The 19,136-nt window shown below is 66.5% G+C and carries 16 protein-coding genes; 5 read left to right on the top strand and 11 right to left on the bottom strand.

Going from position 1 to position 19,136, the window contains the following annotated elements; translation table 11 throughout:
• Nucleotides 1–56: 56 nt before the first annotated feature.
• The 3 genes from EV691_RS21705 to EV691_RS21695 all read right to left on the bottom strand — a co-directional run bounded on the left by EV691_RS21705 (nucleotide 57) and on the right by EV691_RS21695 (nucleotide 6,258).
• Nucleotides 57–2,384 (bottom strand): toll/interleukin-1 receptor domain-containing protein, encoded by a 2,328-nt coding sequence (locus tag EV691_RS21705; RefSeq protein WP_131301089.1) that lies wholly within the window; start codon nucleotides 2,382–2,384, stop codon nucleotides 57–59.
• A gap of 10 nt (nucleotides 2,385–2,394) precedes the next feature.
• Complete coding sequence (locus EV691_RS21700) at nucleotides 2,395–4,365, bottom strand: tetratricopeptide repeat protein (protein WP_131301087.1); 1,971 nt, start codon at nucleotides 4,363–4,365, stop codon at nucleotides 2,395–2,397.
• Nucleotides 4,366–4,452: 87 nt separating this feature from the next.
• Nucleotides 4,453–6,258: an alpha-amylase family glycosyl hydrolase gene (locus EV691_RS21695; RefSeq protein WP_131301085.1), complete on the bottom strand. Its 1,806-nt coding sequence runs from the start codon at nucleotides 6,256–6,258 to the stop codon at nucleotides 4,453–4,455.
• Nucleotides 6,259–6,846: 588 nt separating this feature from the next.
• Between EV691_RS21695 and EV691_RS21690 the strand changes: the two genes are divergently transcribed.
• A complete protein-coding gene (locus EV691_RS21690; protein WP_131301083.1) occupies nucleotides 6,847–7,974 on the top strand; it encodes a metal-dependent hydrolase in 1,128 nt (375 codons plus the stop codon).
• Between the two features lie 51 nt (nucleotides 7,975–8,025).
• On the opposite strand, the gene hppD is transcribed toward EV691_RS21690, so the two are convergent.
• Nucleotides 8,026–9,105 (bottom strand): 4-hydroxyphenylpyruvate dioxygenase, encoded by a 1,080-nt coding sequence (gene hppD / locus EV691_RS21685; protein WP_131301081.1) that lies wholly within the window; start codon nucleotides 9,103–9,105, stop codon nucleotides 8,026–8,028.
• A 240-nt stretch (nucleotides 9,106–9,345) separates the two neighbouring features.
• Between hppD and EV691_RS21680 the strand changes: the two genes are divergently transcribed.
• Nucleotides 9,346–9,705, top strand: a complete 360-nt coding sequence (locus EV691_RS21680) for a BON domain-containing protein (RefSeq protein ID WP_131301079.1) — start codon at nucleotides 9,346–9,348, stop codon at nucleotides 9,703–9,705.
• Nucleotides 9,706–9,720: 15 nt separating this feature from the next.
• On the opposite strand, the gene EV691_RS21675 is transcribed toward EV691_RS21680, so the two are convergent.
• The 3 genes from EV691_RS21675 to EV691_RS21665 are packed head-to-tail and all read right to left on the bottom strand — an operon-like array spanning nucleotide 9,721 to nucleotide 11,278.
• Nucleotides 9,721–10,218, bottom strand: coding sequence for an SRPBCC family protein (locus tag EV691_RS21675; RefSeq protein WP_131301077.1), 498 nt, complete (start codon nucleotides 10,216–10,218; stop codon nucleotides 9,721–9,723).
• A 13-nt stretch (nucleotides 10,219–10,231) separates the two neighbouring features.
• Nucleotides 10,232–10,858, bottom strand: a complete 627-nt coding sequence (locus EV691_RS21670; protein WP_242672630.1) for a LolA family protein — start codon at nucleotides 10,856–10,858, stop codon at nucleotides 10,232–10,234.
• A gap of 3 nt (nucleotides 10,859–10,861) precedes the next feature.
• Nucleotides 10,862–11,278, bottom strand: coding sequence for a quinol oxidase (locus EV691_RS21665; protein WP_131301075.1), 417 nt, complete (start codon nucleotides 11,276–11,278; stop codon nucleotides 10,862–10,864).
• A gap of 191 nt (nucleotides 11,279–11,469) precedes the next feature.
• On the opposite strand from EV691_RS21665, the gene EV691_RS21660 reads away from it, so the two are divergent.
• Complete coding sequence (locus EV691_RS21660; RefSeq protein WP_131301073.1) at nucleotides 11,470–12,975, top strand: extracellular catalytic domain type 1 short-chain-length polyhydroxyalkanoate depolymerase; 1,506 nt, start codon at nucleotides 11,470–11,472, stop codon at nucleotides 12,973–12,975.
• Between the two features lie 4 nt (nucleotides 12,976–12,979).
• Here the strand turns inward: EV691_RS21660 and EV691_RS21655 are convergent, their stop codons facing one another.
• From EV691_RS21655 to EV691_RS21640, 4 genes are all read right to left on the bottom strand, one after another.
• A complete protein-coding gene (locus EV691_RS21655; RefSeq protein WP_131301071.1) occupies nucleotides 12,980–14,767 on the bottom strand; it encodes an ABC transporter ATP-binding protein in 1,788 nt (595 codons plus the stop codon).
• Nucleotides 14,760–15,392, bottom strand: coding sequence for a DsbA family protein (locus EV691_RS21650; RefSeq protein WP_207390273.1), 633 nt, complete (start codon nucleotides 15,390–15,392; stop codon nucleotides 14,760–14,762). The genes EV691_RS21655 and EV691_RS21650 overlap by 8 nt, the downstream gene beginning before the upstream one ends.
• Before the next feature lie 191 nt (nucleotides 15,393–15,583).
• Entirely contained in the window at nucleotides 15,584–15,892 is a 309-nt protein-coding gene (locus EV691_RS21645) for a BolA family protein (protein ID WP_131301069.1), read from the bottom strand.
• Nucleotides 15,889–16,389 carry a DUF2059 domain-containing protein gene (locus EV691_RS21640; protein WP_131301068.1) on the bottom strand — a complete coding sequence of 167 codons (501 nt, stop codon included), beginning with the start codon at nucleotides 16,387–16,389 and terminating at the stop codon, nucleotides 15,889–15,891. The genes EV691_RS21645 and EV691_RS21640 overlap by 4 nt, the downstream gene beginning before the upstream one ends.
• Nucleotides 16,390–16,533: 144 nt before the next feature.
• Here EV691_RS21640 and EV691_RS21635 point away from each other — a divergent pair, with 144 nt between their 5' ends.
• Nucleotides 16,534–17,928: a class II fumarate hydratase gene (locus EV691_RS21635; protein ID WP_131301066.1), complete on the top strand. Its 1,395-nt coding sequence runs from the start codon at nucleotides 16,534–16,536 to the stop codon at nucleotides 17,926–17,928.
• A gap of 442 nt (nucleotides 17,929–18,370) precedes the next feature.
• Nucleotides 18,371–19,054, top strand: a complete 684-nt coding sequence (locus tag EV691_RS21630) for an inorganic phosphate transporter (protein ID WP_131301064.1) — start codon at nucleotides 18,371–18,373, stop codon at nucleotides 19,052–19,054.
• The last annotated feature ends 82 nt before the right edge of the window (nucleotides 19,055–19,136 follow it).

The following is a 19,136-nucleotide window of genomic DNA, read 5'->3' as shown; positions in this document are numbered from 1 at the left end:
GGAAGCTGAAGCGACGTATTATCGACAACTCGACGAGTCAGCCCTGGCGGCATGACTCACACCAAAGAGCCTCCGAGATTCCCGGGGCGGTTCAGTGCTCCTTCCACCGAGACGCGAGGGGCTATTTTCTCTGCTGCGACCAGTTGCAACACTCCACGCTCAGCGCCGCCAGAGTTCATGTTATACACCATGGCTATACTTCCACTTACCAGACGCGACGCATGCGCCTGTGTCAGTGCAATCTGTGCCTTTTTCCAGTGGTAAAAGGTGCTGCCAAGAAAAACCACAGTAATGATGAATAAGAACGCAACACCGACGACTGCCGCCCACAGTTTCCGTGCAGCCAGTTGGGCCTCCTGCTGCCGCTTTTCCGCCTCCCGCCGCGCCGCCGTCTCGGCGTCCAGCTTTTCATTGCGCAGCTGATCTTCCTCCTCGCGTTGTTTTCTCTCCCATTGGCGTGACGCCAACAAAAACTCGCGTGAGCCCTCCAGCCGTCGGCTGTAGCGCTGTTTGGCAGCGAGCGCTTCGGCGCGGTCGAGACGTTCGCCGCCCATCAGCCACGGCGCTTTCCGGTCATTGTTGATCCAGGCGGAAACCGCCTGCTCCAGCCGATCCACCTCCAGCAGATCCGTGCGCTCCTCGCGCAACCAGTCGACCAGCACATCCCACTGACGGAACAGGCTCTCATGCGCCACTTCGATCACCGGCTGGCCGCCGCGCAGATCGCTCAGCAGCAGGTGCTTGTCCACCAGTGCCTGTACCAGCGGCCGGCTGTCAGCCGGCAGGTCAGGCAGCTTAGCCACACGACGCATCGGCTGTTCGCTGTCCGGGTTGATGGTAACCAGCGCGGGAATGAAGGCATCGTGCAGTTGTTCGAGCTGGGTCTGGCGCGTTGCGGGGTCCGGCGACAGGACGGACTCTGCCTCGTCCTTGATGACCTCAGCCATACCGCCCATGCGCTCGTACTCGTCAAGGGACAAATCGCCATCGCTGCCGAGTTCACGGTACAGACGGGCCAGCGTCAGACCGAGCAACGGCAAGGTATCGCCACCCTGCTGATCGCAGTCACTGAGCAGGCGGTTGACCAGTTCGGGGGGCATCGCCAAGCTGCGCCCACTGGCAGTGGCACGCAGGGCCGGGCCACAGATGACTTCCTTGAACTGAGCACGCGGCATAGGCTTCAGCGCATCGAACACCAGGCTTTTCAGCTCGGTGAGTTCGGGCGCCGTCTGCAGGGGCTCGTAGCGGTCTGAACGGATCGTGAACATGACGATCATCGGCGCACGCTTGCCAGCCCGGTCTTCGGTCAGGGAAGTACGCAGCACCATGCCGATCAGCTCGAGAAAGGCATGCGTTTCGTCGCCTTCGCGTGAGTTGACTCGACTATCGGCGTTGAACAGCTCCTCGGCCTGATCGATGGACAGCACCAGCGTCGGCGGCGGCGCGTCGTCCGGCAGACCCACGAGCCGGGCACGTGCAGCGCTCTGGATGTTTCGCAGCAGAGGGAGGAAGCTTTCGGCACCTTGGCCGAGCGCGTCCTTCACGCTTCCCAAGGTAGTGGGCTGCAAATTCAGCCGCCCATTGGCTTCGTGGATGACATGGGCGAGGCCACGTTCACCGAAGAGCGGGCTGCGCTCCGGACGGATCGGCAATAGTGGCAGAAAGTGGCGGTCGTCACGTGCCAGGCGCGGCAGCAGCCCGGCGCGCAGGAAGGAGGATTTTCCGGCGCCCGAGGCGCCGAGGATGACGAACAAGGTTTCCGCCCCCAACGCGCGCATGCCGCGCAGCTTGTCCAGCCCCTCCAGGATTTCCAGATCGCGACCGAAGAAGACCGCCGCATCGGCCGCGTCAAGCGGCTCAAGGCCACGATAAGGGGCACGCTCCGGATCCTCCTTCGGCGGCCAGGGGAAAAAATCGGCGCGCAAACCGGCATTCTGTAGACCGGCTTTCAGGCGGCCGAGGCCCTCGGCCAGGAACGCGACCTCGACTGGTTGCTCACGATGGAGGCAGGCAATGGTTTCCGTCGCGCCCAGCCCGACGAGATGGCAGAGTTGCCACTCGGCGGTCATCTCGGTCGGTAGCTCGCCGAACGCAACGCTCTTGATCACGACACCGAAGATGCGCTTGTTGAGACTCTTGGCGAGCAGGAACTCGGCCAGGCACCATTTCGACTTCGCCCAGGCCGGCGAGACCACGAACACCACCGCCTCGCAGCGGTCGGCGGCGCGCTTCAGCGCCTCCTGCCAGCGCTCGCCGGCAATGAGGCCACGCTCGGCATCGACATCGAGAAAGACATCGTCCCAGCCATTGTCGGCCAGCCACTGCTTCAGCGCGACGGCTTCGCGTTCGTCGACGCTGGAATGGCTGAGAAAGATCCGCGACATTGCAGCCTCCTCACCATAGCGTTCGGGTATCCAGCCAGGCCACTCGCCCCGTCCGTCGCTTCACCTCCCGGTACATGTGCCCGGTGCCGCCCGGCCCGTCGCCACCGCCGCCGTCCCATAGGCAGATGAAGCGCACCTTGTCCACACCCCAGGCGAGCGCGCTGTACAGCAACCACAGATTGCAGCGTTCGAAGGGACTCACGGACTCGTCCGGCCCGCTCTTCGGGAGCGGTCCGAGTTCGTCGGGCATGATGCGTGGCGCATTCTGCTGGCCGGCCTTGAGCGCGTAGTAGCGCTCGCGCCACTGCTCGCCATTGGTGGCCGGGAGGATGGAGCGTTCGATGAATTCGGGCTCCTCCAACGGCAGCATCAGTTGCAGGCGCACACCGCGCGCCTGGCAGGCTTCGAGAAAGAGGATGTCGCCACCGCTGGCGCCCTGGGCCAGCGCCAGATCGCCGGGACCGGCGCCGAGTGCGTCGAGCGCTGCGGCGATCCTCTGCGCGGCGATACTTTCCTTGTCGGCGGGAAAACGCGGCATGGCGCGCTCGGGCGTGTCGATCATGTGGCCGCTGAAGAGCAGGACCTGGCGCGGCGCGAACGGCGGCATACTGCGTGCGATTTCCTGATCCAGGATGGCGAGCGCAGCAGCAGTTTCCGCAGGGCGATATTCGAGGTCGCGCAACAGGCACAGAGTCTGGCGGGAAGAGTCGAGGGCGAACCAGTCGCGGTTGGCGGCTGCAGCACTGGCGCGGTAGGCCTTCTGCACCGATTGCAATGGGCTAAGCAGCAGGCAGAGTTCGGCGTAGCTGGCGCGCGCCCAATAGTCCTTGCCATTGCGCTCCAGTGCTGTGCAACTGGCCCAGCGCACGCCACCGGCGAGCTTGTCGATTTCGTTGGCGTCGCTGTCGCAGCCGAGGTGGCGGCGCAGCAGGCTCAAGGTCAGTGCATTGATGCCGGAATAGTAGTGCGACGGGTCGGCAATGAACGCCTTGCGATAAAGCTCGACCGCCTCGGCCAAGGCGGCCTCCTCGCTGCCAGCCGCCTCGCGCAGTTCTGTGGGACTAACGTTGTCGCGGCGCCAGCGGCTACTCCAATTGTCTTTCGCGACGCGACCGGCAAGCGCCCAGACCTCCGCGTCAGCCGGATAGTCCTCAGTGAGACGCCGCCCCCATTCGCGCGCCTCCTCGTAGCGGCCGAGGCGACCGAGGCAGACCGCCTTCTTCTCGCGGGCACCCTTATGTTGTGGATCGAGCGTGAGCACGGCCTCGAACTGCTCCAGAGCAAACGCATACTGCCTGAGCTTAAGCAGGGCGTCGCCAGCAGCGCGCTTAGCCTCGATGCGCAAGGCCCGTGTCGGTGTTTCGTCGGCCAGAACGAGGATATCGCCCGCGCAGGACTTTTGCCGCGCGATCTCGACGCGGCTGGCCCATTCCTGGTAGGCATCACTGAACTCAGTGTGTTCCGTGAGCAGCAGCGTCTTCCAGTCCGGCTCGCGCAACTGGGGTAGCAGGCCATATACCGGGCTCACCTTGCGGCCATGCCAGGCCTCGAGGGTGACTCGCGCCATGTCGGTCAGACGCTTGCGGTCCTCGGCCAGCGTGGCCGGGTCGGGAGCGCCGTCCTTCAGACGGTAATTCAGCTTGCGATCGGTGTAGATATCGAAGGGCTGATACGGCCGCGGCCCCTGCACCAGGATCATGCCCCGGGCCCGCAGGGCATGACGCACACCCAGCTCATACCACACGTTGGGATTGTCCAGCGTCAGGTCGGCAACCACGACATCAGCCATCAGCAGCTCCTGAAACATGTCGGTGCGAATATCGCCAGCGCGCAGTTCCTGATCGGCGCGGAATACCTCCATGCCCGCCTCACGCAGCGCCGGCTCGATGTAGTCGTCGTAGACCCGATTGAAATCGATCAGTTGGCCATCGTGAGCGGGCTTGGTGCCGAAGGGCATGGCGACAAAGACATGGCGTTTCATGCTGGTCTCCCGGTCAATCAGCGAGTTGGGCCCTCTGGGGGGCCTGTCGGTGATCATTACGGCTATGGATCGCCCATGGATCCGAACTCATTTGTGCCGAAACATGACGACGCTCCACTTCGGAAGATTGATGTAGAGCATTCCCTCTGGCTGGGTCCCGGGCTCGTAAAAGGCATTGCCGGCACCGTCCCAGCCGCCGAAGACCGCATCCTGGGTGCATAGGAGCTGGGTCCACTGCCCCATCTCGCCACTCACCCGCACGCCATAGCTGTGCCCGCTGAAGCTGGAGTCACCCAGATTCACTACGGTCAGTACCAGATTGCCATCGAGACGACGGAGGAACGCAAGAACCTGATTTGCAGGGTCCTCATGGCTAATCCACAAGGAGTCGGCCCTGAGCGCCGGATTCTCCCAACGCACCGCATTGCACGCTGCGACCAGCCGGCGCATCTCCATGCCGAGCGGGTCGCCGGCGATTCCCCAGTGGAAGCGGTGATCCCCACGCAGATCCAGGCCATCGTGCCAGTAACCCCAGCCGACATGGGGGAATGCCATATGGCACTCCGTCCCCATGAACAGCATGGGTGTGCCGGGCATCGCGATGTTCAACGCCCAGCCCAGCCTGCATTTGGCCCGCGCCAGCCAGTCTTCCCGCCCGCCCAGTTGGTCGATGAAATAGCGGTGGCTCTTGTCCCAGTTGGTGGCTCCATCCTCGGCGTTGCCGTTTTCCAGATCGCCCACATCATCGTGCGATCCCAGTACGTACTTCACCAAGTTCCAGCTGTGGTCGTAGCCATCCCAACCGAGGATGGACTTGACCCTGTCCAGAGGGGTCTGCCCGGCCAGGGCCCGCTGGCACTCGTGATGGGTATCGGCATGCCAGGTGGCACAGAAGCGCCCCGTCCGGATGATCCACGAGTGATCCGGCAGATGTTCGGCAATGAAATACTTGTTCGAAAACTCATGCCTCAGGCGACCCATGACCAGCTTGAGATGCTCGCCATTGATTTGCGTCGTGACATCGAATCGCAGCCCGTCGGCGCGGTAATTCTCCAGATACATACGGGCACATTGATGGAAATAGTCCTGCACCTCCCGCTTCCACCAAGCCGGCCCGCGTCCCCACGATGTCATCTGGCCGTTTTCAAAATAGATACCGCCGTCCTCATTGGTATGACCGTCAAAATTCCACAAGGCATTATCGTGAGGTCCGGCGTGATTGAAGACGACGTCGAAAATCACAGCCAGCCCATGGCGATGGGCAGCGTCGACGAAGTGAACCAGATTGAAAGGCGAGCCGTAGGAGGACTCCGGCGCGAAGAAAGAAGCAGGGTTGTAGCCCCAGGAGCGATCCATAGCGAACTCCTGGACCGGCAGCGGCTGGATACAGTTGAATCCCAGCTCCCGAATATAGGAAAGCTTGCTCTCGACGTCGGCAAAGGTGCCCCATGCCTTGTTGAATTGATCTTCGCGCCCGCAGAAGGAGCCGATGTGAAATTGGTAAATGATGAAGTTCCCGAAGCGTGGCGTCTCGAAAGGCGTCCAGGGGAGCGGCTCATTGTCGAGCACTATCGAAGCATTACGACTGCTGGGGTCCTGGCGCGTCAACTCCGAACTCAGGACGTCACGGGCTGCAGGATCGAGCCGCTCAACAACCTTCCCGTCCGTTAATTCCAACTTGAACCGATAAAGCTGCCATGCCCGCACACCGGGTACTTTTCCGCTCCAATAGTCGTTACTCCTTTCAAGCGGCTTGCTGATGGCGATGTCGACCTCTTCCCAATAAGGCCCGTCCTGGACGAGCACGGAGACTTTCCGGGCGTTCGGAGCCCAAACGCGGAAGAAACATCCCCCGTCGATGAGCCACGCGCCGATGCGTTGATCCATCTCCATGTTTGCCTCCACAAAGGACGGCTTTGCTACCACAACTTCGCGATCAAATAAGCGACTTTTGGAGAAGAATTGCGGACTGGCGACTCCTATTGCAGAACTCTCATCCTGAGACAAAGCCCATCGGTGGAAAATCCTACTCCCACCCTAATGATCAATGCCCCTCAGCCCAAGCCATCAGGGCTTGATGAAAGAGCAACTTAACTTCTGTAAGAGCAGAACACCGCACCCAAAATGCCAGCCCATGGCACTTTGATCAATCAACTCAAACTTCCCAAGATTGACTCTTGAGATTAGGAGGGAAATTAAATTTTTCAAAAAGTCCCTCTGCCGCTCATCGCTCCAGCAGAAGCACATCAACTCGTCAACCACCTAAACATTTGCATCACTTATCGACCATCGCTCTTCGAGAGAGCCCAGGTCGCACTCCAGACTCTCCCCAACAAGCCCGCTACGAGGAAAGCCGAACTTTCGGTTGAATGCCGGATTCACGCGGAAAATGGCCCGCTCGGCTCCACAACCAGAGTTCCATTCGCCACCCCGGCTCGGCTACCTTTGCCCTCCATTTCCTCCGTCTCGCGGGACTCACCGATGGATTCGCTCACCCAGGCCGTGCTCGGCGCCAGCGTGCAGGGCGCGCTGCTCGGGCGCTGGCAGGGACGCAAGGCGTTGCTCTATGGCGCCCTGCTCGGCACCCTGCCCGATCTCGACGTGCTGATCGACTACGGCGACGCCGTGGCCAACATGACCCACCACCGCGGCTTCAGCCATTCCCTGTTCGTCCTCAGCGGCCTTTCGCTGCTGCTGGCCTGGCTGCTGCGCCGTTTCAGGCCGCATCCGGGCTATGGCGGCGGGCGCCTGTTTCTCGCCCTCTGGCTGGTGCTGGCCACCCATGTGCTGCTGGACAGCCTGACCAGCTACGGCACCCAGCTGCTCTGGCCGCTGGCCACGCCGCCGGTGGTCTGGTCGAGCGTGTTCATCATCGATCCGCTGTACACCCTGCCGCTGCTCGGCGCGGTGCTGGCCGGCGCCCTTTACCGCCTGCATGGCCGGGGGCTGCGCTGGCAGTACTGGGCGCTGGGCCTGTCGAGCCTCTACCTGGGCCTGACCCTGGCCGGCAAGCAGATGGCCGAGAGCCGGGTGACGGCGGAGCTGCAGCGCCAGGGCATCCGCGCCGAGGCGCTGTTCAGCACGCCGACGCCCTTCAACAGCCTGCTCTGGCGGGTGTTGGTGCGCGACGGCGAGGATTACCACGAAGCGCTGGTCGGCTGGCTCGACCGCCGGCCGCCGGAGCTGGTCCGCCTGCCCCGCGGCACGGCTCTGGCCGCCCGGCTGCAGGACTCGCCGCAGCACGCGCGATTGAAGTGGTTCACCGACGACTGGCTGCGCTACGACGAGATCGACGGCCGGCTGGTGGTCACCGACCTGCGCCTGGGCATGACCGGCGCCCATCCGTTCCGCTTCGCTCTGGCCGCGCAACGCGACGGCCGCTGGCAGCTGTTGCCCGAAACGGAGCAGCTGCCGATGAACCGCGGCCGCCTCGAGCATCTCGGGCTGCTGTGGCGGCGCATCTGGCAGCAGGACGCGCGAATCCCCCTGGAGGACTGGGCCCGCCAGCTGCAGCACTGGCAGGCGCCGCTCACCGCGAGCCCTGCGACGCTGCCCTCCCCGGCCGCCGGCGGTACGGCCGGCGCGCCTCCCCGTCTCGGAGAGGGCTGATCCCGCTGCGCTTCGGTGGGAAAGGCCTGCGGCCGTTTCCCACCCTACCCTCTACCCCTTCAGCACCCCGCGCCTGATCTGATCCTCCTCGATGGATTCGAACAGGGCGCGGAAGTTGCCCTCGCCGAAGCCCTGGTTGCCCTTGCGCTGGATGATCTCGAAAAAGATCGGACCGATCAGGGTGCGGGTGAAGATCTGCAGCAGGATGCCCTCCGCCCCCGCCGCGCCGTCGATCAGGATGTTCAGCTCGCGCAAGGCGTCCAGCGGCTCGCCGTGGCCTGGCACACGGGTATCGATCCTCTCGTAGTAGGTGTCCGGGGTGTGCATGAACTCCACGCCCCTGGCGCGCAGCGCACGGACCGTGGCGTAGATGTCGTCGGTGGCCAGGGCGATGTGCTGGATGCCCTCGCCGTGGTAGTCGCGGATGAATTCGGCGATCTGCGAATGGTCGTCGGCCGACTCGTTGATCGGGATGCGGATCTTCCCGCAGGGCGCAGTCATGGCGCGGGACAGGAGGCCGGTGTGCCGGCCCTCGATGTCGAAGTAGCGGATCTCGCGAAAGCCGGCGATGCGTTCGTAGAAGCCGGCCCAGACGTCCATCTGCCCGCGCTCGACGTTGTGGGTCAGGTGGTCGATGGCGGTCAGGCCGACTTCGTGGTCCTGCGCCGTGCGGCCTTCGATGAAATCGAAGTCGACGTCGTAGATGCTGCGCGCGCCGTAGCGGTCCACCAGGTAGAGCAGCGAGCCGCCGATGCCCTCGATGCAGGGGATGTTCAGTTCGCCGAAATTGGCATGGCTGCCCAGCAGTTTCGCCCCCCGGGCCTGCACGTAGGCCGCGGCCTGAAGCGCATTTTTCACCCGGAAGGCCATGGCGCAGGCGCTCGGCCCGTGCGTCTCGGCGAAGGCCCGCACCGGCCCGTCGGGACTGCCGTTGAGGACGAAGTTGATGCCGTTCTGCTGGAACAGGAAGACTTCCTTGGAGCGGTGCCGGGCGGTTTCGGTGAAGCCCATGGCGCCGAACAGCCCGCGCAGCCGGGCGATGCCCGCGGCGTCTGGCGCGGTGAACTCGACGAACTCGAAGCCGTCGGTGCCGATGGGGTTGAAGGGGGTGCTTTCCGGTATGGCGTTCATGGTGCTTCCTCGCGGTCGCAGCGTGCACTGATACCCTCAAGCACAGGCGAAGACCGGGCGCCGGGCAAGCGGCAGTTGCGCCCGGCACCAGGCGACGCCCGGTCGCCCGAGCGGCGGCTGCCGACAGCGGCGCATCTATACTTGCAGGTGGTCACCGATGGTTTCCCGGCTGGAGACAATCGATGCAAGGCCCGCCGGGCAAGCGGGCCCATGCCTGTTCCATTCGAGAGGTTCGCCATCATGAAAAGCCCATCGTCCAGCCATACGCCCCACGGCCTCGGCGCCGCCATTCACGACACCTGGATCACCGCCAACGTGAAATCCTCCCTGGCGCTGGCCAGGGATACCCGCGGCCAGGACATCCACGTCAAGACCCACGGCGGCGAGGTGTTCCTCAGCGGCATGGTCAACAGCCACCGGCAACGCAACGAAGCCCTGCAGCTGGCCCGTGCGGTGCATGGCGTCGTCCGGGTGGACGCCAGCGAGTTGGCGGTCAGTCTGTCGGCCACCGACCGCCCATTCGAGGCGTCCAACGCCGAGGAAACCGCCGACTACCAGGCCTATGACAAGCAGCAGCGGCGGATGGAAGACCGGCACTAGGCGGCGCCGCACAGCTCAGGTCGACCAAGTCGCCTGAAAGGCCAGACGCGTACCGAGCCGCCGGGCCAGGCCGATGCCACCGGCGTGCATCAGTATCCGATGGTTCCAGCGGAACAACGGCCGCGCCAGCGGGGCGAGCCGGTTCATCCAGGCCGGGGTGGTGCGCACCCGCCAGTCGAAGCGCACCCAGGTCCGTCCGCCGTCGCCGCCGAAGCACCAGCGGCCGCTGCCTTCGAGTTCGCCCTCGACCCGCCCCTCGAGCAGGCGCAACGGCTCGAGGCGGGTCACGCAGGAGACGAAGGACAGCCGGTACGGCAGGGCACCCTTCCAGGTGAAGCACTGGCGGGTGCCCAGACCGCCGCCTGCGCGGCCCGTCTCCAGGGTGACGACCCGCTCGACGCCCCGCCACCAGCCGGGCCAGTCCTCGGCCTGGACGATCGCCTCCCACACGGCGGCAAGCGGCGCGTCGAGCTGCCAGAGGGTGGTCAGGTGGTAGCGGTTGGCCGCGTCCATGGACGCCCTCGACTCAGGGTGTGAAAAACCGTTCGGGAAGGGGCACGTCGATTTCCACGTCCGCCATGTCGACGCGCTCGAGCAGACGTCCATCGGCGGCGAAGTGTTCGACCCGCAACGGGAACAGGCTGTCCCGCGCCAGCCAGATCCGATAGTGCTGCACCTCCGGGCGACTCGCATGCGCCTCGCCGCGGACCTCGAAGCCCGCGGCCGGCCGCGCGGCGATTTGTGTCTCGCCGAGCGTCGTTAGGCTGCCGCGCGCGACCACGGCGCGGAGATGGGCCAGCAGGGTACCGATATCCGAGCGGTCGACCCGGTGCCCGCGCGGGCCACGAACCAGTGGATTGTCCGGGGCGAAACTGAACCGCGGCAGGCGGTTCAGACCGAATGGCCAGACCCTCACCCGGCGTGTACCGGGATCGTAGATCAGCACCATTCCCTCGTGCGGCTGGACGAACTCCATCCGCATCCAGCCGGGCTTGCGGTAGAAGTAGCGCAGCACATGCCGCTCGCCGTCGCCGGCCGTCGCGCGCACCGTGACCCGATAGCTGGTCAGCGCCTGGAAGCGGCTTTCCGCCTCGGCCAGCGGGTCGCTCATGGTGTCACCGAGCAGGGCGAAGACGAACAGTGCCCATAGCATGCGCTATTCCCTGAGCTCGAGCCGGCCGGACATGCCCTGCTCGCGGTGGCTTTTGAAGAACAGCAGTCGGTTCGGACAGTGGAAGACATAGCCGCCGGCCGCCAGGGTCAGGCGCAGCCGCTGCGGCGTCTCGTCGAGTTCGACATCGGCCAGCGTAGAGCCATCCGGCGCCTCCAGCACGAAACGGTGCGGGACGATGCCCGGCTCCCGACTCAGGGTGAACTCCAGCGGCAGGCCGGCGCGGGCGAGGATATGCGCGGGGCGAAAGAAATGGCTGCCGCCCACCAGGCTCACCCGCTGCACGCCGTCGGCGTCCGTCCGCGCCTGGAAGGGCGCCGTCGCCGAGCCGGCCAGGTCCGCCCCGGCGGCCAGCAGGGCGATACCGAGGGCGCAGCCGCGAAGGGACCGGGAGAGGTTCATGGCGCTCACCGCTTCAGCACAGGCAATGGAGGAAGTATCGACCAGAAATCCGCCGCGGGCCCGTCCGCCGGGCGGGATTTAGCCCGCCGCCTTCGACTGCGCCCCATTCGGCCTGCACTGGCCAGTGCCGCGGGAGCGATCTACCCTGCAGCGAAGCGATGCCGGACCAGTCTCGACAAGGAAACGCCGTGATGCCCTGGACATGGACCCCCCGCCTGCTTGCCCTCCCCCTGCTCCTGCTGCCGGCCCTGGCCGCCTGGGCCGGCAGCCTCGAGTCCCATACCCTGCCCGCCGCCGACTATCCCGGCTCGCGTGAGCGCCAGTACCGGGTCTACCTGCCGGACGTGCTTCCAGAACCGGCGCCGCTGGTGATGGCGCTGCACGGCTGCCGGATGACCCACGATGACGTGCTGCGCGACTGGGGCCTGACCGCCGCCGCCGACCGCCATGGCTTCATCCTCGTGGCGCCCTTCGTCACCGGCTACGACGAGCTGCGCAACGCCAACTGCTGGGGCTTCTGGATCGACGGACAGCGCCACCAGGGCCGCGGCGAGGCGGAGGATTTGCTGCGCATCGCCCAGGCGGTGGGCGCCCGCCACGCGGTCGACCCGGCGCGCCGCTACATCGCCGGACTGTCCTCGGGCGCAGCGATGAGCGTGGTGGCGGCGACCACCCACAACGAGTACTGGGCGGCGGCGGCCAGCGTGGCCGGCCTGCCCTACGGCGAGGACGCGCAGGCGGTGTCCTTCGCCAGCTGTCCGCTGAGCAGCGCCAGCTTCCACAGCGTCGAACAGGTGGCCGCCGACATGCGCGCCGAACTCGACGCCCCCTACCCGATCCCGCTGCTGGTCGTGCAGAACGACAACGACTGCACCGTGGTGCAGAGCGCCGGACGCCGCCTGCGCGACGCCCACCTCAAAGCGTTCGGCACCCCGCCGTTCGACATCCCGGCCACCGCCTTGGCGGCGCAGGGGCGCTGCTTCCCGGTATTCGGTGGCGACGACTACGGCTGCCGCCGCGAGGTGTTCACTGCCGACGGCAACAGCGCCAGCCGCTCGCTGGTCGAGACGCTGTTCTACCGGGGGCCGCTGGAGACCCCGGCGGCAGATGATGAGGACCGCGGCCACTACTGGATCGGCGGCGAACACGGCCACGACGGCCCCTACGCGCTGCGCCAGGGCCCCAGCCATCCGGACATCCTCTGGAACTTCTTCGCCCGCCATCCGCGCGCCGGCGAGCCGGCGGACGACCGGCCGCGCGTGACCATCGAGGGACCGAACCCGCTGCGCCTGCCGCTCGGCGAGCCTTTCGTCGATCCCGGCGCCCGCGCCAGCGACGCCCGGGACGGCGAGCTGGCGGTCGGCGTCGACTGCAGCGTCGACAGCCGCCGCGTCGGCCGTTACCACTGCACCTACGGCACGACCAACCGGCGCGGCAAGCGCAGCGAGGCGATCCGCACGGTGCTGGTGGAAGACCCGGGCGTCCCCGCGGCGACCTGCGCGATCGTCAGCGCCTCGCCCATCGCCCATGTCTTCGGCGGGCGGGCGGAGGCCGGCGGCTGGTTTTTCAGCCGCGCTCTGGCCAGCGGCGACCGCGCGGACCTCGGCTTCGTCCTCCAGGGATTGACTGCGGTGACGCTCCACGAGGGCGCGCCGGGAGAGTGGTTCGTTCGTCCGCCGGAGGCTTGCAGCTGGTAGCGACTCAGTGCTGCAGATGGCCGTAGAGCTTGGCGTACAAGCCGCCCTCGGCGATCAGCTGGTGATGGTCGCCCTGCTCGGCGATGCGCCCGCCGTCGAACACCAGCACCCGGTCGGCCTGCTTCACCGCGGACAGGCGGTGGGCGATGATCAGCGTGGTGCGGCCCTGGAGAAAACGTCCCAGCGCCTGGTGCAGGGCGTATTCGGTGGCCGCGTCGAGGGCCGAGGTGGCCTCGTCGAGGATCACCACCTGCGGGTCGGCGAGCACCATGCGGGCGATCGCCAGACGCTGCCGCTGGCCGCCGGAGAGGCGCACGCCGGAGCGGCCGACCACGCTGTCCAGGCCCTGCGGCAGGGCGCGCACGGTCGCCGCCAGTTGGGCGATCTCCAGCGCCTGCCAGCAGGCCTCGTCGCTGCGCTCGCGGCCCAGGGTGAGATTGGCGCGCACCGTGTCGTTGAACAGCGCCGGCTGCTGCAGGACCACCGCGACGTGCTCGCGCACCCGCTCCAGGCCGATCTCCTGGAGGGTCGAGCCGCCGAAGCGGATGCTCCCCGACTGCGGGCTGTAGAGGCCGAGCAAGAGCTGCACCAGGGTGCTCTTGCCGCCACCCGAGGCGCCGACCACGGCGACCTTCTCGCCGGGCGCGATGGACAGGTCGAGGCCGTCCAGCACCGGTTCGTCGCGGTAGGCGAAATGCAGGTCGCGCACCTCGATGCCGACCGTGGTGCGCCCGCGGAACGGATCGACGCCGCCGGGGTACTGCGGCTCGTCGGCGCGGGCGAGCAGCTCGTTGATCCGCGCCAGGGCGCCGCCGGCGGCGTAGAAGGCGTACTGCAGGCCGAGCAGTTGCTCCACCGGGGCGATCATGAACCACAGGTAGCTGAACACCGCGAGCATCTGGCCGATCGACAGGTCGGAGAACAGCACGGTGAGCATCGCCGCGGCGCGGAACACGTCGATGCCGAACTGGAACAGCAGGCCGCTGGCGCGGCTCGAGGCGTCGGTCTTCCACTGCGAGGCGACGGCGCGGTCGCGCACTTCCCGGGCGCGCTGGCCGAGGCGGCCGAGGAAGAAGCCCTGGCGGTTGCCGGCGCGCACCTCCTGGATCGCCTCGAGGGTTTCGCCGAGCGCCTGGGTGAAACGCGCGGTGCTGTCGTTCTCCAGCCTCTTCAGGTGCTTGACGCGCTTGCCGAGCAGCACCGTGGCGTAGATCACCAGGGGGTTGAACAGCAGGATCAGCAGGGCCAGTTGCCAGTGCATCCAGATCAGGATCGCCGAGGTGCCGGCCAGGGTCAGGAGCGCGACCAGAAAGCGGCTCAGGGTGTCGCCGATGAAGCTGTCCAGGGTATCCAGGTCGGTGACCAGGTGGGCGGTCACGGTGCCGCTGCCAAGGCTTTCGTATTCGCCGAGAGAGATGCGCTTGAGGCGCTCGATCAGACGCATGCGCAGGCGGTAGACGACATCCTTCGACAGCCCGGCGAACAGCTTTGCCTGCACCACGTTGAACAGCAGCGCAACGCCGCGCAGCAGCAAGCTCACCAGCAGCATCAGGCCGATATAGCCGACCGCGTTCTGCCAAGCGGCGGGCAGCAGGTGGTCCATCAGCCGCAGCGCCGCATCGCCCTGCTCGAGCAGCACCTCGTCGACCAGCAGCGGCAGCAGCAGCGGAATCGGCACGCTGGCCAAGGCCGCCAGCACGGCGATGCCGTTGGCCAGCAGCAGGGCCTTGCGGTGATGCAGGGCGAGCCGGCGGATCTCCGCCCAGCTCAGGCGATCGTTGGGTTCAGGCATGGGCGACACGCCCCAGCCAACGCTCCAGCAGGGGTGCCAGGCGCTCGAGCGGCTGATGGCCGTTGGTCAGCAGAGCGAGCATGCCGTTGCGCTCGGCCAGCAGGGTCGGGAAGCCGGCAATGCCGAGCCGCTCGACCCAGGCGAAATCGGCGCGGGTGGCGGCCCGCTGCTCGGCGCTGTCGAAGGCCTCGGCGAAGCAGCAGCGGGCGAATCCGGCGGCTTCGGCCAGCTCCAGCAGGACCCGCGCCTGGGTGACGTCGCGGCCTTCGAGATAGAAGGCCCGCTGGATCAGCCGCGCGAGGCGCGCCACCCGCCGCGGCGCAAGGTGGCGCGCCACCACCAGCGCCCGGCAGGCCGGCTCGGTGTCGTAGACCAGGTTTTCCGGCATGCCCTTGGCGAAGTTGAAGGGCTGGCCGGTCTCGTCGCTCACCGCCTGCCAGTGGGCGAGGATGCGCGCGCGAGCCGGCTCGCCGAGCGGCGAGCGCTCCTGGCGCAGGCCGCCGACCACCCAGTCCAGGCGCACGCCTGCCCGCGCTGCCTGACTGGCCAGCTCCTCGACCACCGGGGCGAAGCCCCAGCACCAGGAGCACATCGGATCCATTACATAGAGCAGGCGCTGACTCATACGAACTCCGTAGCGCGTGTGGGAGGTGCGTTTTCTGATCGTAGTCAGCCGGGCCGGGGGTGTGGCCCCTGGCCGGCAAAAAAGCTGTCGATGCCCTGAAAATGGCTGCGCCGGCGGGGCCGGCGCAGGGCGGAGTTTACCGCAGCGGGAGCGGGCAGGCGGACTGCGGCAAACTGCCGCCTCCGGCGCCCTCAGTGATCGTGCTTGCTGCCGCCGGCGCAGAGCGGCGAGTCCGGCGCGATGCCGCGCTCCGCCCATTCCTCGGGGGTGTAGGTGTGCAGGGCCAGGGCATGCATCTGGCCCATCAGCTCGCCGAGGGTGGCGTAGACCTTCTGGTGGCGCTTGACCACGCCCAGGCCGGCGAACTGCGGGCTGACGATCACCGCCTTGTAGTGGGTTTCCAGGCCGCGGCTGTGCATGTGGCTTTCGTCGAGCACCTCCAGGTACCGGGGTTCGAGGGCCGCCAGGGCGGTCTTGATGCGTTCGATCTTGGCGGTCATTTCTTGGCCTCTCCCAGCTCTTTCTGCATGTCATCCAGCAGGCGGTTCACTTCCGGCACCGCCTTCTCCAACGCGGCCTGGGTCATCTGTGCCGATTGTGCAGTGAGCGCCGGCATGCTCTGCAGGACCTTCTGGCCCAGCGACGACTGGTAGAACGTGACCAGTTCCTTCATCTCGCCTTCGCTGAAGGTGGCGGTGTAGAGCCTGACCATATCGGGCTTGAGCTTGTCCCAGCCGACCGCCCGGTCCAGCGCGGTATTGGCGCGGGCCTGGTAGCGCTCGAGCAGCGGCTGCTTGCTCTGCGGCGCCTTGGACTCGGCGAAGCGCTGGGCGAACATCTGCTGCACCTGGGCGTAGACCGGCACGGTCAGCTTGTCGGCCCGCACCACCTGGAGGAACTTCTCGGCGACGGCGGCATGGCTGGTGGCATCGGCCAGTGTCTGGCCGCTGGCGCAGAGCAGCAGGCTGGCGGCGCAGAGCACTCGAAAACGGGACATTCGGACATCCTTCTAGGCAAGGCAAAAGGGGAACAGCCCCCGGTTGAATCATTCTGCGCCCAAGCCGGTGGGGGCCTCAAGGCAGGCCGGCGGAGGCGGCGTCTACACTTCGCTAGTCCCCAACTTTCGTGGAGATTCGCCACAATGAGCCGCACCGAAACCGACAGCCTGGGGCCGATCGAGGTTCCCGACGAGGCCTACTGGGGCGCCCAGACGCAGCGCTCGCTGATCAATTTCGCCATCGGCCGCGAGCACATGCCGCTGGCCGTGCTGCACGCCCTGGCGCTGATCAAGAAGGCCGCCGCGCGAGTCAACGACCGCATCGGCGAACTGCCGCCGGAGATCGCCCGGCTGATCGAGCAGGCCGCCGACGAGGTGCTCGCCGGGCGGCTCGACGACCAGTTCCCGCTGGTGGTCTGGCAGACCGGCAGCGGCACGCAGAGCAACATGAACGTCAACGAGGTGATCGCCGGACGCGCCAACGAACTGGCCGGCGGCCAGCGCGGCGGCAAGAGCCCGGTGCATCCCAACGACCACGTCAACCACGGCCAGAGCTCCAACGACTGCTTCCCCACCGCCATGCACATCGCTGCGGTGCGCGCCGTGCAGCACGACCTGCTGCCGGCGATCGGCGAACTGAGCGGCGCCCTCGCCGAGCAGGCGGTGCGGCATAACCACCTGGTGAAGACCGGCCGCACCCACCTGATGGACGCCACGCCGATCACCTTCGGCCAGGAGCTGTCGGCCTTCGTCGCCCAGCTCGACTATGCCGAGCGGGCGATCCGCGCGGCGCTGCCGGCGGTCTGCGAGCTGGCCCAGGGCGGCACTGCGGTCGGCACCGGGCTGAACGCGCCGCCGGGCTTCGCCGAAGCCATCGCCGCCGAACTGGCCGCCCTATCCGGGTTGCCCTTCGTCTCGGCGCCGAACAAGTTCGCCGCCCTCTCCGGCCACGAGCCGCTGGTGCACCTCTCCGGCGCGCTGAAGACCCTGGCGGTGGCGCTGATGAAGCTCGCCAACGACCTGCGCCTGCTCGGCTCCGGCCCGCGCGCCGGCTTCGCCGAGGTGCGCCTGCCGGCCAACGAGCCGGGCAGCTCGATCATGCCCGGCAAGATCAACCCGACCCAGTGCGAGGCCCTGTCCATGCTCGCCTGCCAGGTGCTGGGCAACGACAGCACCATCGCCTTCGCCGCCAGCCAGGGACACCTGCAGCTCAACGTCTACAAGCCGGTGATCATCCACAACCTGCTGCAGTCGGTGCGCCTGCTTGCCGACGGCTGCCACAACTTCCGCCTGCACTGCATCGAGGGGCTGGAGCCGGACCCGCAGCGAATGACCGAGCACCTCGAGCGCAGCCTGATGCTGGTGACCGCGCTGAACCCGCACATCGGCTACGACAAGGCCGCGGAAATCGCCAAGAAGGCCTACGCCGAGGGCAGCACCCTGCGCGAGGCGGCCCTGGCGCTGGGCCACGTCAGCGCCGAGGACTTCGACGCCTGGGTGCGTCCGCAGGACATGCTGGAGGCCGGCCGGCACGGCTGAACCGGGAACCCTGGCGCTCTCGCCTCCCCGCGCGGAGCCTCGCTGGCGGCGCCAGGGCCGCGCAAACCGCCCTGGCGCGCCCTCCCGAAGCCGGCGCAAGACCCGCTGCCGTATGCACCCATCATTTTCCTTTCACCATCCAGCCATACCCTGCCCCGGTCGATTTCCGTCTCGGGCAAAACCTTCGAAAGCACCAGGCCATGCTGCCGGGGTGACAAGCGCCTGTTCAGGACCCGGCAAGCCAGGCCCTTACCGAGTCAATCGCCCAAGGGAATGGCGTTTCGGGAAGTGAATCGTTTCATTTTCTCCGCAGCGTCATGCCGGGCGCCGGTGCCGGACCGCCGCTTGAAATCCGTCTCAACGTCGCAGGGTCCATGTGCAGCAGATCGTGAGCAGGCGTCAGGGAAGCAGTACGACACGTTATTCCCCTATGGAGAGACTCATGTCCAATCACGCTTCGTCGGTCAATCCGACACCCGCCGGCCCGGCATCGCTCGGCGTTGCCGGTGTTTTCCCCCTCAGTCTGTTCTTCGCCATCGGCTTTGTCGCGATGACCGCCTACTTCATGTACTGGGGGCTCGATTACACCAACCACAGCCAGGTCATGCTGTTCATCCTGGCGACGCTGTTCGGGGTCTTCATGGCCTTCAACATCGGCGGCAACGATGTGGCCAACTCCTTCGGCACCAGCGTCGGCGCGGGCACCCTGACCATCAAGCAGGCCCTGCTGGTGGCGGCGGTGTTCGAGGTGAGCGGCGCGGTGATCGCCGGCGGCGAGGTCACCAGCACCATCCGCGGCGGGATCGTCAACCTGGCCGGAATGGCCCTGGCGCCCATGGATTTCGTCTACATCATGATGTCGGCGCTGGTGGCCGCGGCGCTGTGGCTGCTGTTTGCCACCAAGAAGGGCTACCCGGTCTCCACCACCCACTCGATCATCGGCGCGATCGTCGGCAGCTCGATCGCCCTGGGGGTCATGCTCGATGGCGCACCATCCGCCCTCGCCCTGGTGCAGTGGGGCAAGATCGGCGAGATCGCCGTGTCCTGGGTGCTCTCGCCGGTGCTGGGCGGCCTCGTCTCCTACCTGCTGTTCTCGCTGATCAAGCGGCACGTCCTAGTGTTATGACACAGCTAAATCTGCGTCATGCATAATGTCGGCATGGAACATTACAGAATCATCCTCAGTCCTCAAGAAAGAGCGCGGTTGC

The sequence above is a fragment of the Azotobacter chroococcum genome, from assembly GCF_004339665.1.
In the GTDB taxonomy this organism is placed as follows: Bacteria; Pseudomonadota; Gammaproteobacteria; order Pseudomonadales; family Pseudomonadaceae; genus Azotobacter; species Azotobacter chroococcum.
Note: the sequence above shows the minus strand (reverse complement) of the source record. Positions and strands in the feature narration are given on the sequence as shown.